This window comes from Xenorhabdus sp. SGI240 (assembly GCF_040081915.1).
GTDB lineage: Bacteria > Pseudomonadota > Gammaproteobacteria > Enterobacterales > Enterobacteriaceae > Xenorhabdus > Xenorhabdus bakwenae.
This window is the reverse complement of sequence record NZ_JBEBMB010000008.1, coordinates 18,348-37,457: the sequence shown is the minus strand read 5'-3', so window position 1 is coordinate 37,457 and position 19,110 is coordinate 18,348. Positions and strand designations below refer to the sequence as shown.

The window sequence follows — 19,110 nt, the reverse complement described above, 5'->3', positions numbered from 1 at the left end:
ACTTCTGAATCGCATACCTTGTTGTAAATGCGTTAAATTGTCATCTACACAACAAAACACCCAAATGATAAAATCTTGCTGTGACATAGCCTTTGTTCCTTTATTTCTCTCAGTTTGGCGACTTAAAGTTATAAAGGAGCGGCTATGTCATTTCAACTCACCACGAAAGTCGAGCATCGCGTTAAATAACTAAAAACTGTTCTTAATAATAGATATCAATTGGCCTGTAATTTATAAAAAAAACCCTTTCCAATAATGGAAAGGGTCTGTAATTTTTTAATGAAAGACTAAAACTATTTACGCTTTTTTAATTATCACCCATCAGGATGGATTCAAGCGCAATCTCGATCATGTCATTAAATGTATTTTGGCGCTCTTCAGCCGTGGTTTGCTCACCAGTACGGATATGGTCAGACACAGTACAAATCGCTAGCGCTTTTGCGCCAAATTCAGCAGCGACACCGTAGATCCCCGCCGCTTCCATTTCAACACCCAGAATGCCGTATTTTTCCATTACGTCGAACATTTGAGGATCTGGCGTATAAAACAGATCGGCAGAGAAGATATTACCGACACGCACGTTGACATCCTTTGCCTTTGCCGCATCAACTGCATGACGAACCAGATCAAAGTCAGCAATAGCAGCGAAGTCGTGATCTTTAAAACGCAGGCGGTTTACTTTGGAATCGGTACATGCCCCCATGCCAATCACTACATCACGGATTTTAACGTCTTTGCTAACCGCACCGCAGGAACCGATACGGATGATTTTTTTAACACCAAATTCAGTGATCAGCTCTTTGGCATAGATAGAACAGGATGGGATACCCATTCCATGCCCCATAACAGAAATGCGGCGGCCTTTGTAAGTACCAGTGAAACCCAGCATACCGCGAACATTGTTAACCTGACGAGCATCTTCCAGAAAAGTTTCCGCAATGTATTTTGCACGCAGTGGGTCACCAGGCATCAAAACAACATCAGCAAAATCGCCCATCTCAGCATTAATATGTGGGGTGGCCATAAATTTATTTCCTTGTTTTTATTACGTATCAAAATAGATGAAAATGGGGAGATCCAGAGATCTCCGTCCAAAATTAAAACATCGCTTTACCATAATCCATGGGGGTCAGATCGAAGTATTTTGCGACTGTCTGCCCCATGTCGGCGAACGTTTCACGATGGCCTAATGAACCTGGTTTGACTTGAGGTCCGTAAACCAAAACCGGAACATGTTCACGGGTGTGATCTGTTCCTGCCCAAGTCGGGTCACAACCATGGTCAGCCGTCAGGATCAGAATGTCATTTTCTTTAACCAATTTCAGCATTTCTGGTAAACGACGGTCAAACAATTCCAGGGCTGCCGCGTAACCGGCGACATCACGGCGGTGACCGTAGGAAGAATCAAAATCAACAAAGTTGGTAAATACGATGGTGTTATCGCCCGCCTGCTCCATTTCAATCAGCGAAGCATCAAACAGGGCATCAATGCCTGTCGCCTTGACCTTTTTAGTGATCCCGACATTCGCGTAAATATCTGCAATTTTGCCAATGGAAACCACTTCACCTTGCTTTTCATCCAGTAGTTTTTTCAGGACAGTGGGGGCGGGCGGCTCAACGGCCAAGTCATGGCGGTTGCCGGTACGCTGGAAATTCCCGGCTTTATCACCCACAAATGGACGGGCAATCACGCGGCCAATGTTATAGTCACCAATATTCAACTCTTCACGCGCGATTTCACACAGCTCATACAGACGATCCAGACCAAATGTCTCTTCATGGCAAGCAATCTGGAAAACAGAATCCGCAGAGGTATAGAAAATCGGTTGACCGGTTTTCATATGCTCTTCGCCTAATTTGTCCAGAATAACCGTACCGGAAGAGTGACAGTTCCCCAGATAACCCGGCAGATCCGCGCGTTCGACCAGTTTATCCAGCAATGCCTGTGGGAAGCTGTTTTCTTCGTCACGGAAATACCCCCAGTCAAACAGAACCGGAACGCCTGCAATTTCCCAGTGTCCTGACGGCGTGTCTTTACCAGAAGAAAGCTCACTCGCGTAACCATAAGCGCCAATAATTTCGGCCTCTTTATCCAGGCCAATCGGGAACGTTCCGCAAGACTCTTCTGCTGCCTTGCCCAATCCCAGACGACTCAGGTTTGGCAAATGTAGTGGTCCCTTACGGCCAATATCAGCCTCACCACGGGCACAGTGTTCTGCTATATGACCCAAAGTGTTAGATCCCTTATCACCGAACTTTTCAGCATCAGCAGTTGCACCGATACCAAAGGAATCCAATACCATGATGAATGTACGTTTCATAATTTTCTCCTGCGTCAATTCACGCTATCAATGCGGAAACTGCCAGCTATTAAAATCAATTTCAATGCTTGTATGATTTATCCACGGATATAACGATAAACCATCGGTGTGGTGGCTTGTGTCCCGCTTTCCTTAAAAACTGTTTCCTTATCCTTCAAAACAAGCGCCTTACGTACTGCTTCTGCGGCGTCATGCCAGGTATGCTCACTATTGGCATGAATCATTGCCAAGGGAGTATCCGCATTCACGTTTGTGCCTAGCGCAACGATATCACTTAGCCCCACACTGTAATTAATGGGATCTGTCGCTTTACGACGTCCTCCGCCCAATGCAACCACTGACATTCCTAAGACACGGGTATCCATTTCTGCAACAATGCAATTTTTTCCCGCTAACATCTGTTCAGCTAACACCTCGCCAGCCAATACTGGCTTGACAAATTCCGCAGTCGGGAGGTAGCGGGAGTAATTTTCAACAAAATCAGTCGGCCCTTTCTGCGCTGCCACCATGCGACCAAATGTTTCCGCCGCCCTGCCACTGTCCAGTGCAGCTTGTAATTTATGGTATGCATCGTCACGATCAATAGCCAAATTACCTGACACCAGCATTTCAGCAGATAATGCCATGGTAACGTCAAACAACCGAGGGTTACGGTATTCCCCGGTCAGGAATTGGACAGCTTCACGCACTTCCAACGCATTACCCGCGCTGGATGCCAAAACTTGATTCATATCCGTCAAGAGTGCCGTAGTCTTACATCCCGCCCCATTGGCGACTTCAACGATAGCTTCGGCCAGCCGTTCCGATTGTTCGTAGGTCGGCATAAATGCCCCAGAACCCACTTTCACATCCATGACTAAAGCATCCAGCCCTTCGGCTAATTTCTTACCCAAGATAGAGGCGGTAATCAAAGGGATAGAATCAACGGTCGCCGTAATATCACGCGTCGCATAAAAGCGTTTATCCGCCGGTGCCAGCGAATTTGTCTGTCCGATAATGGCAATACCGACATTGCGAATAATCTCGCGGAAACGGTACTCATCAGGGAAAATATCAAAACCGGGAATGGATTCTAATTTATCCAGCGTTCCTCCGGTATGCCCCAAGCCACGTCCCGATATCATCGGTACATATCCCCCGCAAGCCGCTACCATTGGACCCAGCATCAGGGAAGTGACATCGCCCACACCGCCCGTCGAGTGTTTATCGACAATCGGGCCGGGTAAATTCAATGTCTTCCAGTCTAAAACCGTACCAGAATCACGCACCGCTAAAGTCAGTGCGACACGTTCTTCCATCGTCATGTCATGGAAATAGATAGTCATTGCCAGTGCAGCAATCTGCCCTTCGGAAACCGTATTATCACGGACACCGTTAATAAAGAAGCGGATCTCTTCTTCATTCAGTGGATGACCATCACGTTTTTTGCGGATAATTTCCTGTGCCAGAAACAAAGCTACCTCCCAATCATTATCACCTGAAAAGAATGGCAGTTATGCACACTATCTTAGCGTGTGTGCAGTGAGTGATTATTGATCTCAATAACCCCTACTTTGCTTTTGACTCTGGTGTCCAAGCGTTGTCAACAAACTGCCCAACAAACTGGACGCCCCAAAACGGAAATGACGGGAATCGACCCATTGATTTCCCATAATACGTTCTGCCAACGCCAAATATTGTGCCGCTTCTTCGCTGGTACGCACACCGCCCGCCGGTTTAAAACCAACGCGATCACCTACGCGCATATCACGGATCACACTCAGCATAATTTCGGCACTTTCCAGCGTCGCATTAACGGGAACCTTACCCGTTGAAGTTTTGATGAAATCCGCTCCCGCCTTAATGGAAATTTCAGATGCCTTGCGAATCAAAGCCGCTTCTTTTAATTCCCCCGTTTCAATGATGACTTTTAGCCAGACGCCGGATTCAGTACAGGCCGCTTTACAGGCTGTTACCAAATCAAAACCAATCTGCTCATTACCGGCCATCAGTGCACGATAAGGAAAAACAACATCCACTTCATCAGCACCATAAGCTATGGCAGCACGCGTTTCAGCCAGTGCAATATCAATATCATCATTGCCATGTGGGAAATTAGTCACCGTGGCAATGCGGATATCAGGGGTTCCCTGTTCGCGTAATACTTTACGCGCCACGGGAATAAAACGTGGATAGATGCAGATAGCTGCCGTCTTTCCGGCAGGGCTGTTTGCCTGACGACAAAGTGCGGCCACTTTCTCCTCTGTATCATCATCATTAAGTGTAGTTAAATCCATCAAACTCAGCGCCAGTTGAGCGGCGGCAGTTAAATCGGTCATAAAACTCTCCAACGGTATGATTATCGTCACTGAATCAGACAACAGACTTAAAACAAATACAGGTGAGAAATCTCACCTGCATTCAATTTGATATATACCAATCCAACTTCAAGATGCGTGTTATATTTCCCTGCTGCGCGAGGAAATATAAGGCCTCGCGTCGTCTTGCGGATTGCTACTTGAAGTTTATCGAGTATAGACTTCCTGTGTCTTACAACGAAAAGAAGAATCCGGCAATGGTTGCACTCATCAAGTTAGAAAGTGAACCCGCCAAGACGGCTTTCAAACCGAAACGGGCAATATCACCGCGACGGTTTGGGGCCATACCACCTAAGCCGCCCAGAAGGATCGCAACAGAAGACAGGTTGGCGAAACCACACAGCGCAAAAGAGATAATGGCTTTAGTATGGCCAGAAAGTACTTGCAGCCCCGCAGCCTGGACAGCATCATCGGCTTGCAGGTATTCACTAAAGTTCATGAATGCCACGAATTCGTTAACAACTAATTTCTGCCCGATGAAAGAACCCGCAATTGTTGCCTCATTCCACGGAATACCGATCAGGTAGGCAATGGGTGCAAAAACCCAACCCAAAACCAATTCCATCGATAATTGAGGATAATCAAACCAGCCGCCGATACCGCCTAAGATACCGTTCAGCAAAGCAATCAATGCGGTGAATGCCAACAGCATGGCACCAACATTCAGGGCTAACTGCATACCAGATGCTGCACCCGATGCCGCAGCATCAATAATATTCGCAGGACGATCTTCCGCTGCAACCAACGACATCGCATCAGCCATATCGTGCGTTTTTTCTGTTTCCGGCACCAGCAATTTTGCAAACAGTAAACCACCTGGCGCAGCCATAAATGAAGCCGCAATCAGGTATTCCAATGGAACACCCATAGATGCATAGCCCGCCAATACAGAGCCGGCAACAGAAGCCAGGCCACCACACATCACAGCAAACAACTCAGACTGGGTCATGGTCGAAATGTACGGACGGACAACCAAAGGCGCTTCGGTTTGACCTACGAAAATATTCGCCGTTGCAGACAAAGATTCAGTCCGTGAGGTTCCCAATATTTTCTGCAATCCACCACCCAATATTTTGATGACGAACTGCATAATGCCCATGTAATACAACACCGCAATGAGTGATGAGAAGAAAACAATCACTGGCAGGACACGCAGGGCAAAGACAAAACCGCCGCCGCCGAATAATTCAAACATTTTGTCGGACACCAGACCGCCAAAAATAAAATCTGTTCCTTTTTGTCCGTATCCAATTACATTGGATACGCCTTTTGACATTCCCCCCAGAATGTCTTTGCCGGCGGGTACATAAAGTACAAATGCCCCAATGGCAACCTGCATCAGAAAGGCGCCCAAGACGGTGCGGATTTTAATGGCTCGATAATTACTGGAGAAGAGTACTGCGATAAAAACCAGCACTGCCATCCCGATCAGGCTCATAAGGAGTTGCATTGGAAGGATCCCTGTTCACTGAATAAATAATAAGAAAATATGTCAGTTATCCTATAAATTCCTACTGACATTGTGTGTGAGCCGATTATACCTAGGACTAAAAAGGAACAAGCAACTAACATCACAAATTAATACCGTAAAAAGTAATATAAAAATACAAAATGAGACATATATCACATAAAACCACCTAATTCCGGTGGGGTTAGATGATTTAATGGAGAAAAAGGTAAAAGGCAGGATAAATAGGCAAAGAATATAAGTTAAACATTATTAATATGTTATAAGTCAACTCAATGCAAATAGGATAGTGCTATTTTGGTAAAGCTGATTGGCAATTTCATCTGACGGCTCCCGACGCAATTCACACAATACAGAAAAAACCTGTGCAACCCTTTCTGGTCGGTTTGGCTGCCCCTGAAACCCCGATAACGGCATATCAGGCGCATCCGTTTCCAACACCAAAGATGACAAAGGCAATTGTGAAATAGTGTTCCGGGTCTTTTGCGCTCTATCGTAGGTAATTGTTCCCCCGACACCAATGTAAAACCCCAGACGAATAAAGGCCTGGGCTTGAGATAAACTCCCCGCAAAACCATGAATAACCCCTGTTCGCGGTAATTTGTGCTTCCTCAAGATTGCTGCCAATTGGTCATGGCTTTTTCTGGAATGGAGTATCACCGGCAGATCGTATTGTTTCGCTAATTTTAGCTGTACTTCTAACATGCTTTTCTGCTTTTCAAACTGCGGATCCGGCATATAAAGGTCAAGACCGATTTCACCTACCGCTACGCATTTGGCCTCTTTTTCCTGTAGTTTTTGCGCCAACTCATCCAAATGAACCGCTTGGTGTTCAGCAATATAGAGTGGATGTAAACCAAATGCGGCATAAATCGGAGAATAAGCCTCAGCCAGCGCAGAAACTCTCTGAAAGTTTGTTTGACTTATTGTAGGAACGATAATTTTTTCCACGCCCATTTGTCTGGCTTGTTGCAGGCTCGCTATTTCATCACCAGCAAAAGGAGGGAAATCAAAATGGCAATGTGTATCAATAAGCATCTAGTCCAACTTATCCATCATGAGAGTTCCTACCGTTTGCACATGCTCCACCATCCCAGACGCCGGGGATTCCACTGACGGGCAATGATTGCCCCCGTTCAGGAAATGGTTTCGCCGAAAACAGTTGTGATCAGAACTTAATCCTGTACGGCATACCCCATAACTTTTACGTTCTATATGCCCAAATTTGCCTTCAACAAAAGTATGTCCAATCGTTGCCAGAAAATATCGTCCGCAACGCCGCCCCAAATGATAATCCTGATTTAACGCACTGAGCCGACTGCCTAGAGCCATTGTTGCCAAGGGTGCTGGTGGATAAATTTCGAAGATTTGCACATTATCCGGTGGATTTTCGATAAATTTCTGGGTTCGACGGTAACTTTGTGCATGGAGGTTGAGCATCTTGACCATTTTTTGCAAACTACTCACTTCTAACCAACGCTCCATACGTTTGAACCACTGAGGCGTATAGTAAAGCTGTGAAGGCACTGTGCGAATCACTACAATAGTATCCGCTCCTCGGCGATAAGCCTCCTGCACTGGGATCGCATCACAAATCCCCCCATCTTGGTAAACCACATCATCAAGCGTAACGCCGTTACGATAAAATCCCGGAATGGCGCTGGAGGCCTTGACAATATCCATCCAATTTTTGTCATCTGGATGCAGGTAACTCGGCTCAAAATTATCCGAGCGGCAAGCACACATGTAAAATTCACGTCCAACATCAAACTGACGCATTGCGACAGGAATATTCAACGGCAACTGCTCAGATATGGTATCAATATACCAATCTAAATCGATCAAATGCCCACCGCGCACAAAGCGTAATGGATTAAAAAAAGCGGGGTTAGTTGTATAACGGTTGATTATCTTGCGTGCATACCCCCTCTGACCACAAATATAGGCAGAAAGGTTTTGCGCTCCCGCCGATGTCCCAAGGAACAGTTCAAACGGATTAAAACCAAGACGGAGAAATTCATCCAAGACACCGGCGGTAAAGATACCTCGCTGACCACCCCCTTCACAAACGAGAGCAATTTTCCCGGGTTTAATCTGGGACTGATAAGCTAAAGGCTCGATATTACCTAATGTTATTGAAATATGTTTCCCCACTCTTCTCTCCCTCTGAAATCCGCCGAATACCTATCAGTATATCGTTGCTCAAACAACTTGCTTGTAACATTTTTATAAAAAGTGAAGAAATAAAACACCAATAGTTAAATTGATATGAGAATAGCCAGTGACCAGAATGCCGCCAGCGAATGAATAATCTCGTCACTTAACAAGATATTATTTGAGGAAAAAAAGCAGAAAGAGTGGCTATTATCAGCCACTCTATTCTCAATGTCTGTTATTTTTTTCAGATTAAGATTATTTTTTAATCTCTATCGTGCTTTTTACTGATTTGACACCTTTTATTCCATGAACAATCTTAACTATCTTCGCCGCTTGATGTTTGTTTTTGACAAAACCGGAAAGATGGACAACGCCTTTTTCCGTTTTCACCGAAATGTCATGACTATTTATCCCTTTATGTTCCAGCAATTTTTCCTTCACTTTTGCTGTAATGGCACTGTCGTCTAAATAATCATCTGCTTTTTGCAGGGAGTTATCAATTTGGTTCCCTGCACTGTCTAGAGATTTATCGATTTTTTGCCCTGTACTCTCCAATGTTTTTCCCACAGAAAGATCCGCTGCCAGAGCACTACCACTGACCAATACCGAGCCTAGAACAACAGCCAGTAGTGAATGGGTAAACTTAATATTTTTCATCCTACCCCCTTTTTGAATTTCAGCCTGAACCGCCACCAAAACAGTATGCAGTATGTCAATTAGGCAATAGTGATAAAATGAGATTTACAAAAAATAACGTATATTTTCATTAACGGAGAGAGTTATTCTTTTATTGGCACAAAAAGCAGAATATACAGATAGAATAAATAATAAGGGCCAACAGAATAGCTGGCCCGGAAAGGGGATTAATGTTCCCGTGTCTTGCGGAAGGAAACATCAGGATAGCGTTCACTGGTCAAGTTTAAATTGACCATGGTTGGGGCAATGTAAGTTAAATTATCACCACCATCAAGAGCCAGATTCTGCTCACTTTTACGCTTGAATTCTTCCAATTTCTTCACATCGCTGCATTCTACCCAGCGAGCAGTGGAAACGTTAACCGGTTCATACAGTGCTTCAACGTTATATTCACTCTTCAAGCGGGCTACAACCACGTCAAACTGAAGCACACCTACCGCTCCAACAATTAGATCGTTATTGGACAACGGACGGAATACCTGTACAGCACCTTCTTCTGATAATTGCACCAGACCTTTCAGCAACTGTTTCTGCTTCAACGGATCACGCAGACGAATACGGCGGAACAATTCAGGGGCAAAGTTAGGGATGCCGGTAAATTTCAACTCTTCACCTTGAGTGAAGGTATCGCCAATCTGAATAGTGCCATGATTGTGCAGACCGATAATGTCCCCCGGATAAGCGTGCTCAACATGAGAACGATCCCCTGCCATAAAGGTCAGCGCATCAGAAATAACAACGTCTTTCTTAATGCGAACCTGGCGTAGTTTCATGCCTTTTTCATATTTACCGGAAACAACGCGCAAAAAGGCCACACGGTCACGGTGTTTCGGGTCCATATTCGCCTGAATTTTGAAAACAAAACCGGTGAATTTCTCTTCACCCGCAGCCACTTCACGCGCATCAGCCTGACGCGGCATTGGGTTTGGCGCCCATTTAACCAGGCCATCCAGCATATGATCAACACCAAAGTTACCCAATGCAGTACCGAAGAAAACCGGTGTTAATTCTCCCTGTAAAAAGGCTTCCTGATCAAATTCATGGGATGCACCTTTGACGAGTTCCAGCTCTTCACGTAATTGATTCGCCAGTTCTTCACCCACAGCTGCATCCAGTTCAGGGTTGTTCAATCCCTTGATAGCACGAACTTCCTGAATGGTATGCCCCTGACCGGATTGGTACAGATAAGTTTCATCAAGGTAGAGGTGATAGACGCCTTTAAAGGATTTACCACAGCCGATTGGCCATGTAATCGGGCTACAGGCAATCTTCAGCTCATTTTCCACTTCATCCATAAGCTCCATTGGATCACGAATATCACGGTCGAGCTTGTTCATGAATGTCAGGATTGGCGTATCGCGCAGGCGGGTCACTTCCATCAATTTACGGGTACGATCCTCAACCCCTTTCGCGGCGTCAATGACCATCAAACAGCAGTCAACGGCAGTCAAAGTGCGGTAAGTATCTTCCGAGAAGTCCTCATGTCCTGGGGTATCCAGTAAGTTAACCAAACAGTCAGCATAGGGAAACTGCATTACGGAAGTAGTAATAGAGATACCACGCTGTTTTTCCATCTCCATCCAGTCTGATTTAGCGTGTTGGTTGGAGCCTCGGCCTTTTACCGTCCCCGCTTTCTGGATCGCCTGTCCGAACAGTAATACTTTTTCGGTAATAGTTGTTTTACCCGCATCCGGGTGAGAAATTATTGCAAAGGTTCTTCGCTTGGCGACTTCACTGGCGAAAATTGGGTTTTGCATAGAAATTTTTCCAATTATGTACAATGTTATGTACAGAAAATAAATTTGCAAAAATTTTACACTGCTAGAGCACCTTTGCAAATTACAACTTATCATGCCCCCCAAAATCTGTAGCGGTCAATAAACTCCAGACACTTTTCTAGCTATTAGTCCGCGTTGAAATGAAGACAGGCAAATAAACGTAAGTGACCAGCACCTCTGCGTTTGAATTTTGCACAATTCTATAAACAACAATTTTATACAATATTTAACATCCAGGCAGGAATATCGTTAATGTAAATTACTGATGAGTTCGAACAAGGATTTTGGGAAAGCAAAGCGGGAAAAATCAAGGCGAAACGGTACCGCATTGTTGATTTGCAAGAGCATCGCTTTATTAATGGCTCTGGAGAAGTCACTGATTTTTAGGAGATGAAAGCTTATGACTCAATTATTTGCAATGGCAATTTTTGCCCTTGTAACTTCTATATCGCCAGGACCTGTAAACATAATAGCAACAGTTACCGGAGCCAATTGCGGATATATTCGAACTATCCCACATATAACCGGTGCTACAATTGGTTTTGTATCGATTCTATTTTTACTCGGCTTTGGATTAGCTCAAGTTATCAATGAGGTGCCATATCTAACCGAAATACTTACCTATATAGGAGGCAGTTTCTTGTTATACTTGGCATATAAAGTTGCTATGCAAGACCCAATGATCGGTGATGATAGTGAGCTAGAGACCAGTGCTCCATCCCTTATACAAGGAATGATGTGCCAATGGCTCAACCCGAAAGCATGGATTGTGTCTTTAGCAGGCATATCCGTTTTTAGTGGTTACGATGCAGAGATTAACGCCCTACTACTTTTTTGTGCGATATTCTTTATTATCTGTTATGCATCAATTTCAGCATGGGCTGTTTTGGGAATAACGATTAGGACCGTTTTGGACACACCTAAACATTATAAGCTTTTCAATTTCACTATGGGATTATTGTTAGCAATTACGGTCGTATATACTTTTTTTATGTCAGGTTAGGGGCCGTTGATGTTTTAAGGTCATAATACATTCACCCACATCGGTAACCAGATAATGATAAATACCAGTGCCAACTTCTGTCAATAAACAACCATTCCATATCAGAAAATCCAGGTAACCACTTGAACAACACAGATGACCCAGCAAAAATTTTATCGTTCGAGCGCAGTCCCCATTGAACTGCGCTCTTCTAAAAACTCGAAAGCTTGTTACGGGAAACACACTCATGAAGAATTTTCCATTGGAGCTGTAGATTGCGGTCATAGTGATTACTTCAATAGTAATATTGAACGTAGAATCCAAAAAGGTTCTCTTGTCATCGTTAACCCTCTCGAGGTTCATTCATGCAACCCAGTACCAAATACAAACTGGAGCTACAAAATGTTGTATGTATGTCCTAAATGGTTAGGCTATGTGCAATCGATGGTTGTAGGTGAAAGAGTCACGAATTTTATCCCGTTCTCAATTAATCATACCGATGCGCCAGCGCTTTATGTACAGTTTCAAGAATTAGCCCACACAATCATTCTTGATAAAGACAAAATGAAAACGGAGGAAGAGAGCATCTCTTTTTTTTCCAATCTGTTTTCACATTCTAACCCCATACTTTTAGAGAAAGTTGTACCCAAAAGTAATGTATCTAAGGCGTATGAATATATTTGTGAAAATTTTCGAAACAATATATCGGTAAAAGATATCGCTGTTCACTCTCAATTGAGCGAATATCATATTATCCACGCATTTCGAAAGGCATATGGTATTACTCCACATGCTATGCAAATCGCAATGCGCATTAATGAAGCAAAAATACTTCTGAAGCGGGGAATGAATATAGCATCTGTAGCAACTGAATTAGGTTTTTATGACCAAAGCCACTTTCATAGGAACTTCAAAAAATTGGTTGCAGCGACGCCTGCGGAGTATAAAAAATATAGGTCACGTATTCAATCCGTTGAACTGCCTTAACCGAACGGCTCTGCCGACAACTGGAGCCGGAAGATGTGACGATGTACAAAGATTGTTCACTACTGCCACTGCCAGCATCGCCTGAAAAATAATCGATTTTTTCCTCTTTTTCCATAACTGATTATCCATTGGGTCTTTGTGCATGTCAGATCCAGAATTTTCATAAAAACTTTTCACCTTCCAACTTCTTACTCACCAAACAACGGCAACGCCATAATAATGGCATCTTCCTTACCTGCCGCAGTCGGGTAATAATTCTTGCGGATGGAAACTTCATTAAAGCCCATATCTTCGTATAAACGAATGGCGGCTTGGTTAGAGCGGCGGACTTCAAGCCACAAGGTATTGATCTGTTTTTCAGGCAATATGTTGATAAGATACGCCAGCAATGCCCTGCCATAGCCCCGTGATTGATATTCAGGATGAATAGCGATATTAAATAGTGTTGCTTCATCCATAACATACTGTGTTATCGCAAAACCGATAATCTGGTCATTCTGCGTTATCTTATAGTTGAGATAACGTTCTCCCTGATTGGAGTAAAAGGTTTTTTCACTCCACGGAAACGCATGGCTGACCTGTTCTATTTGAAATGCTGCGAGAAGATCAACGGGAGTTAATAGAGAAATATTCTTCATAATGGTAAATTTGTTGCCAAAGAGCACGTTTTGCATTCCCATCAAGAGATAAGTCATTTAATGCTGGGCTTCTCAAAGAAATCCCTTGTACTGGTAAGGTAATATCAACCCCCAACAGCCAGCTTGGGCAGTGGATTGATTCCGAAAGTAGCTCAACATCTTTGGTCATGATGCAATATACCGATGAGGCATCGATCCCCATGGCTGTGAAAATATCAGCAAACAATGAATGACTTAAGTCAATGTGATCATGACTGATGATCAATAGACGGGTTGAATCAGGGATGAGGACAGATAATTCACCTTGCAAAGCCATTGGGCTACGCAAAACCCATTGGGTGATCCCCAACCGGGAGAGTAATCTGTCACGCTTTGTCATCGTGTTTTATTCCATCTGCCATAAAAATAACAGGTAATATATTATCAGAGGGTTTAACTCTGCGCCAATCGGCCTGTCAGTACCGCCCACTGATATTCAGATAAAGTTTATAAGGAGCTATACATAGATGTCAGTATTAACCCCGGCCAGCGAAGTTATCCTGCGCCATCATGAGCAATTTCGCTCCCATCATCTGCTTTTTGCCGGTGATCTTCAGGATAACTTGGCAACGGAAATCGAAGCGGCAAGTGTGCGTGTGCATACTAACCAATATCACCACTGGCAATCCCTGATCCGCCAGCTTGGTGATAACGCCTGGTTCGGCCTTGTAGCAGACAGCGAATTTATCAGAGAATGTGATACGTTGATTTATTACTGGCCAAAAAGCAAACAGGAAGCGCGTTTTCAACTCCGCAATCTGTTTTCTATCCTGTCCCCCGATACTGATATCTTTATTGTAGGGGAGAACCGTAGTGGTGTGCGCAGTGTTGATAAGCTAATGGAAGGCATCGCTACTTTCCGAAAAATCGATACAGCACGCCGTTGCAGCCTGTTTTACGGCCAATTGAAAAACCAGGTGCAATTCGACCAAAATAATTGGTGGAACAGCTATCAAGTGGAAGATGTCGCCGTCAATACGCTGCCCGGCGTATTTAGCCAGGATGATTTGGATATCGGCAGTCGTCTGCTGCTTTCTACTTTCGATGCCCCTATCTCTGGCAGTCTGTTGGATATGGCTTGTGGTGCTGGGGTATTGGCAGCCGTGTTGGGTAAAAAGAACCCTGATTTGTCCCTGACACTGAGCGATGTCAATGCCGCTGCTATCATATCCAGTAAGGCGACACTGCAAGCTAATAAACTGAAAGGCAATGTGATCACAAGTAATGTGTATTCTGCCATTGAAGAAAAATTCGACTGGATTATTTCTAATCCCCCCTTCCATGATGGCCTGAAAACCAACCTGACGGCAGCTGAAGATATGATCCGTATGGCACCCAATTATCTGAAATACGGCGGTAAATTGCGGATCGTTGCAAACGCTTTCTTGCCTTATCCTAATCTGCTGGATAATGTCTTTGGCAGCCATGAAGTTATTGCGCAAACAGGTAAATTCAAAGTATATCAAGCAACTAAGAAATAATTTGGGTAGCAAACGCAATCCTGTATTGCCTGCCTCCATTTAACGGGCAGGCAATTTCTATTTTCCGGCATCTCATTTCTGCCCTTGCCAACCATATCAACATGCTGATTTTTACACCAATCACACGTTTTCTCCCTAAATAATGATTGACGCCAGCTATAAAATCTCTAGAATGCGCCTCCATGCTATTCGCTTAAGTGATAGTCGTTTAAGTGATAGTGTCTGAATATGCGAGGGTGGCGGAATTGGTAGACGCGCTAGCTTCAGGTGTTAGTGTTCTTACGGACGTGGGGGTTCAAGTCCCCCCCTTCGCACCAAATCAGATAACTATCGATTAAACAAACCAGATAAATGGCAGTACCTGCGAGGGTGGCGGAATTGGTAGACGCGCTAGCTTCAGGTGTTAGTGTTCTTACGGACGTGGGGGTTCAAGTCCCCCCCTTCGCACCACTGTTACATTTTTCTTCTCTTCTCATTGATTCCTTAATTCTTCCTAATTTTTTAATTCAGGACATATAAATTTTCAATCAATTCTGTACGGTCAATATTCCAGACATCAGAGATTTCCTGACGAGATAACTGACGGATCTTCCTCATTTGTCACCATGTTATTTTAGGTTCATTGCATCACGTATGGTAAAGAACAGATCAGTCTGATCAGTCAGACCTATCACATTGGCAGCATGTGGGCCATAAGCCGCGACACGTAGCTGTGTACCGGTGTGTTCCTGCTTATCCCCTTCCGAATTACCATAATTTACCGTTATGACGGCGCCATCTTTCGTAATCAGCGATCGCGTCAAGCCAGGTGATTTAACATCAGGCTCAATGATCTGGCTCGCATGCGCATGATCAGCCGTCACAATCACCAACGTATCACCCTGTTCTTTGGCAAACTTAAGGCCAACTTGTATGGCTTTATCCAAAGCGACTGTTTCACCAATTTGTGCACAAGGGTTCGCGTTATGATCCTGTTTATCAATCGAAGCACTTTCAACTTGCAGGAAAAAACCATTTTTATTCTTTTTCAGTAAATCAATCGCTTTTTCCGTCAGTTGCTCTAATGTAGGTGCGTTAGGATCTAATTTCGCATTCACTGCGCATTTCACCGGTTTTTCATTGATATTACCGTGATAAACTGCTTTTGGCCCTTCCCAGGCGACATCCAAATTTCCATCATTGAATAAGCCTAACAAAGGTTTTTGTTGATTAGCACTTTTGACAGCCGCCAATGACTTCGCATCCGTGACCCATTGGTATCCCTGCTCCAATGCTTGTTGTTGCAATGTCTTTCCTTTATTAACGCCGGATAGCGATTGTTGGGTAAACGATTTTGCGCCACCGCCCAAGGTTACATCAGCACGTGCTACCAGTAATTGTTCGCTAATAGAGCCTTTACCCCCATTTTCTAAAGCCTCTGTGCCACAATACTTCGAGGTTTCTTCTGGGGCGTAGCACTTACGATTCGTAATATGGGCGTATAAAGCCGCTGGTGTTGCATCCTGAATTTCGGCTGTGGTGATATTTCCCGTTGCTTTGCCGTTCTTTTTGGCCAACGCTAAAAGAGATTGATGAGGATTGCCAAAAACATCGATCCCCAGCGCCCCATTATAGGTTTTTACGCCTGTTGCCCAAGCCGTGGCAGAAGCCGCTGAATCTGTCACATAGTTGGGTTTCTGCGTCTTTTTATCCAACGAATAGTGTGTATATTGCCCAGTGAACGGCAAGGCATCTATTCCTTTAAAGAACCCACCGGCACCTTCTGCATAATCACGGGCAAGGGTAATTTCAGAGTCCCCCATGCCATCACCAATAAACAGGATCACATTTTTGGCTCTGTTGTTGCTCAATGCCGCCTTAAGCGCCTCAGTTTGATCTTGGGTGAGACGGCGGGCACCACCAAACTGGGTAATATTGCCTTGTACCGCACGCTGTTGCGCCAAAATGTGATTTGCCTCGCCGACAGCCCATACAGGCACTGTCATTCCTGATATCAACACAGCAATCATCACAACAAACTGGCTTTTCTCATCATTACGCGACATAGGATTTTCCTTGCAATTAAATGAATAGGATAAAAAACATCATGTTGATTCGCTCGGATAATAGATATGTCATATGACAGTTAACTGAAGATATTGCAGCATTTTTGTGACAATTTAATTACATTTTGATGACGGCGTTTTTTTTCAGCAAGGCAAAAAGAAAATATGAGCACTTCGATAACCAATGGCCTGTCAGCGCTCACGAGAATCATTCACTATTCCATTATTAATACTGGCACACTCATCAATAACGCATCATGACTGATTTCAGCTCCGTATAATGCTCAATGAATGCACTGCCAAACTCACGACCCACCCCTGAAGATTTAATCCCACCAAATGGAACCGCAGGATCCAAAAACGTATGCATATTAATCCATAGCATGCCCGCTTTAATGCAGGGGAGCATACGCATCGCCTTGCTCATATCATTCGTCCAGAGGCTGGCAGACAACCCGAATGGCGTCGCATTCATCATGGTAATCAGTTCTTCTTCATCATCGTAACTGAGGAAAGTACCAATCGGCCCGAACGTCTCTTCGTTCATTAATGTGTCTTCAACACTCTTGGCTTTAATCACTGTTGGTGCGACAAAAAATCCCGCCCCCTCCAAAGCATAGCCGCCGTAGACGATTTCATTGCCCTCCTGACGCGCTGTTTCAAACATAGACAGAATTTTTTCGTAATGTTCCTTGTTTGCCAAAGGTCCCATTTCCGTTGATTCATCAAGGGGAGAGCCAATTTTCATCGCCGATAAGCGTTCAGACAGTAATACCAAAACAGCATCTATATGAACGGATGGAATATAAAAACGTTCCGCAGCCGCACAAATCTGCCCTTGATACACATAGCCCGCTTCCAATATGCCATCAACGATCTTTTCAACTGTCATATCAGACAGAAAAGCCGCCGCGTTTTTGCCGCCAAGCTCCAGTGTTGTGCGTTTCAGCCCCTGCTCCAGGGCCAATTTTCCCACGCTTATTCCTGTTGGAACAGAGCCTGTAAAAGTGACTTTGGCACATTGAGGATGATTAATGAGAGAAATACCCACGCGAGCACCTGAACCATTGACGATATTGATCACACCATCTGGAATTCCCGCTTCTTTTGCCAGTTCAACCACTCGCAGCATGGTTAAAGGAGTATATTCACTGGGTTTAAGGACAATCGTACAACCACACGCCAGTGCCGCCCCCAATTTCCAGATCGCAATCATGATGGAGAAATTCCACGGAATAATGCCAACTACGACGCCAACAGGCTCACGGCGCGTGAACGCGGAATATTTTTCTCCTTTAAGCGATGGCAATGAAACATTCAGTGTTTCCCCCGTGATTTTGGTCGACCATCCGGCAAAATAGCGTAAATAATCGGCTGATGCTCCCACATCCAACATACGGGATAATTGAATCGGTTTGCCGGAGCATAAACTTTCCAGTTGTGCTAATTCCTCACTATTTTTTTGTAATAGATCAGCCAGCCGATTCAGGCAATTCCCCCGTTCCATAGGGGAAATCTGTGCCCATACACCGTGAAACGCCTCTGATGCCGCCTGCATTGCCTGATTAACTTCGTGCTCGCCTCCTTGATTGACCGTCGCTATCACTTCACCATCAGCCGGGTTAACAACAGAGAAAGCTTCATTTTCCTGACCAAGAACAGAGGCTCCATTAATATAGTGACCATGAGAGCGCTGCAAAAAGGTTGTAACGGACTCCAGCAACTTAACTTCACTCATCACTTTTTCCCCGTTTAGTCAGGCAATTGCCCGTTTATACAAGCCATATAATGTTTGACGAAACGTTCGCTGGTGATTTCCCACAATACTTCACTCCCTTTTACCGCAAACCACGAATCGCCTTTATGATATTCAACCATCCCCCCTGTTTTGACATCAGTCAGCTTCACTGAACCTTCATGCACTGTTGCCATTTCATCAAAGGGATAGATCATTTTAAATTTACCCTTGGTACAGGCAAAAATACCACAAGTCAGATTATCTGATGGTTCCCCGTGGATCATGGCTACACTTGCCTGCGGATCACCTTCCACCACAACAGAACCAAGATTGGTGACACTGCCAATTGGCATTAATTCAGGCAGCGCTTTATCTAATAATAATGGCTTTATCATAACTTTTACCTTTAACTGTGACCGTTCC

At 44.4% G+C, this 19,110-nt stretch carries 17 protein-coding genes and 2 tRNA genes; 5 read left to right on the top strand and 14 right to left on the bottom strand.

The genetic code is table 11. The annotated features are described in order from the left end of the window. Positions 1-307: 307 nt before the first annotated feature. The 9 genes from deoD to prfC all read right to left on the bottom strand — a co-directional run bounded on the left by deoD (position 308) and on the right by prfC (position 10,756). Positions 308-1,024 carry a purine-nucleoside phosphorylase gene (deoD, locus tag ABLA76_RS03480; protein ID WP_047766699.1) on the bottom strand — a complete coding sequence of 239 codons (717 nt, stop codon included), beginning with the start codon at positions 1,022-1,024 and terminating at the stop codon, positions 308-310. 73 nt (positions 1,025-1,097) lie between these two features. After that, positions 1,098-2,321, bottom strand: coding sequence for a phosphopentomutase (gene deoB, locus ABLA76_RS03475; RefSeq protein WP_348986871.1), 1,224 nt, complete (start codon positions 2,319-2,321; stop codon positions 1,098-1,100). 77 nt (positions 2,322-2,398) lie between these two features. Further along, on the bottom strand, positions 2,399-3,775 hold the full coding sequence (gene deoA, locus ABLA76_RS03470; RefSeq protein ID WP_047766697.1) for a thymidine phosphorylase: 1,377 nt from the start codon (positions 3,773-3,775) through the stop codon (positions 2,399-2,401). Between the two features lie 84 nt (positions 3,776-3,859). After that, positions 3,860-4,639: a deoxyribose-phosphate aldolase gene (gene deoC, locus ABLA76_RS03465; protein WP_348986870.1), complete on the bottom strand. Its 780-nt coding sequence runs from the start codon at positions 4,637-4,639 to the stop codon at positions 3,860-3,862. A 211-nt stretch (positions 4,640-4,850) separates the two neighbouring features. Next, positions 4,851-6,116 carry a NupC/NupG family nucleoside CNT transporter gene (locus ABLA76_RS03460; RefSeq protein ID WP_348986873.1) on the bottom strand — a complete coding sequence of 422 codons (1,266 nt, stop codon included), beginning with the start codon at positions 6,114-6,116 and terminating at the stop codon, positions 4,851-4,853. Between the two features lie 297 nt (positions 6,117-6,413). Further along, positions 6,414-7,184: a TatD family hydrolase gene (locus ABLA76_RS03455; protein ID WP_348986869.1), complete on the bottom strand. Its 771-nt coding sequence runs from the start codon at positions 7,182-7,184 to the stop codon at positions 6,414-6,416. Next, complete coding sequence (locus tag ABLA76_RS03450) at positions 7,185-8,300, bottom strand: DUF6363 domain-containing protein (protein WP_348986868.1); 1,116 nt, start codon at positions 8,298-8,300, stop codon at positions 7,185-7,187. Positions 8,301-8,558: 258 nt separating this feature from the next. Further along, the gene (locus ABLA76_RS03445; RefSeq protein WP_348986867.1) at positions 8,559-8,960 is read right to left on the bottom strand and encodes a BON domain-containing protein; all 402 of its coding nucleotides are present in this window, start codon (positions 8,958-8,960) and stop codon (positions 8,559-8,561) included. 206 nt (positions 8,961-9,166) lie between these two features. Then, positions 9,167-10,756, bottom strand: a complete 1,590-nt coding sequence (gene prfC / locus ABLA76_RS03440; protein ID WP_047766691.1) for a peptide chain release factor 3 — start codon at positions 10,754-10,756, stop codon at positions 9,167-9,169. A gap of 421 nt (positions 10,757-11,177) precedes the next feature. Between prfC and ABLA76_RS03435 the strand changes: the two genes are divergently transcribed. Together ABLA76_RS03435 and ABLA76_RS03430 are read left to right on the top strand one after the other, a co-directional pair. Continuing rightward, entirely contained in the window at positions 11,178-11,780 is a 603-nt protein-coding gene (locus ABLA76_RS03435; protein ID WP_348986866.1) for a LysE family translocator, read from the top strand. Between the two features lie 135 nt (positions 11,781-11,915). Then, positions 11,916-12,746, top strand: a complete 831-nt coding sequence (locus ABLA76_RS03430; RefSeq protein ID WP_348986865.1) for an AraC family transcriptional regulator — start codon at positions 11,916-11,918, stop codon at positions 12,744-12,746. Between the two features lie 188 nt (positions 12,747-12,934). Here the strand turns inward: ABLA76_RS03430 and rimI are convergent, their stop codons facing one another. Together rimI and ABLA76_RS03420 are read right to left on the bottom strand one after the other, a co-directional pair. Then, entirely contained in the window at positions 12,935-13,384 is a 450-nt protein-coding gene (rimI, locus tag ABLA76_RS03425) for a ribosomal protein S18-alanine N-acetyltransferase (RefSeq protein ID WP_285809656.1), read from the bottom strand. Continuing rightward, positions 13,353-13,763, bottom strand: a complete 411-nt coding sequence (locus tag ABLA76_RS03420; protein WP_047766689.1) for a DNA polymerase III subunit psi — start codon at positions 13,761-13,763, stop codon at positions 13,353-13,355. The genes rimI and ABLA76_RS03420 overlap by 32 nt, the downstream gene beginning before the upstream one ends. Before the next feature lie 127 nt (positions 13,764-13,890). On the opposite strand from ABLA76_RS03420, the gene rsmC reads away from it, so the two are divergent. From rsmC to ABLA76_RS03405, 3 genes are all read left to right on the top strand, one after another. Continuing rightward, on the top strand, positions 13,891-14,904 hold the full coding sequence (rsmC, locus tag ABLA76_RS03415; protein ID WP_348986864.1) for a 16S rRNA (guanine(1207)-N(2))-methyltransferase RsmC: 1,014 nt from the start codon (positions 13,891-13,893) through the stop codon (positions 14,902-14,904). A 230-nt stretch (positions 14,905-15,134) separates the two neighbouring features. Next, a tRNA-Leu gene (locus ABLA76_RS03410) sits at positions 15,135-15,221 on the top strand. 46 nt (positions 15,222-15,267) lie between these two features. Continuing rightward, a tRNA-Leu gene (locus ABLA76_RS03405) sits at positions 15,268-15,354 on the top strand. A 158-nt stretch (positions 15,355-15,512) separates the two neighbouring features. Here ABLA76_RS03405 and phoA read toward each other — a convergent pair. The 3 genes from phoA to ABLA76_RS03390 all read right to left on the bottom strand — a co-directional run bounded on the left by phoA (position 15,513) and on the right by ABLA76_RS03390 (position 19,082). Then, positions 15,513-16,949 (bottom strand): alkaline phosphatase, encoded by a 1,437-nt coding sequence (phoA, locus tag ABLA76_RS03400; RefSeq protein WP_348986863.1) that lies wholly within the window; start codon positions 16,947-16,949, stop codon positions 15,513-15,515. Positions 16,950-17,193: 244 nt separating this feature from the next. After that, positions 17,194-18,687, bottom strand: coding sequence for an aldehyde dehydrogenase family protein (locus ABLA76_RS03395; RefSeq protein ID WP_348986862.1), 1,494 nt, complete (start codon positions 18,685-18,687; stop codon positions 17,194-17,196). Between the two features lie 14 nt (positions 18,688-18,701). Beyond that, on the bottom strand, positions 18,702-19,082 hold the full coding sequence (locus tag ABLA76_RS03390; RefSeq protein ID WP_285809660.1) for a cupin domain-containing protein: 381 nt from the start codon (positions 19,080-19,082) through the stop codon (positions 18,702-18,704). Between the last annotated feature and the right edge of the window lie 28 nt (positions 19,083-19,110).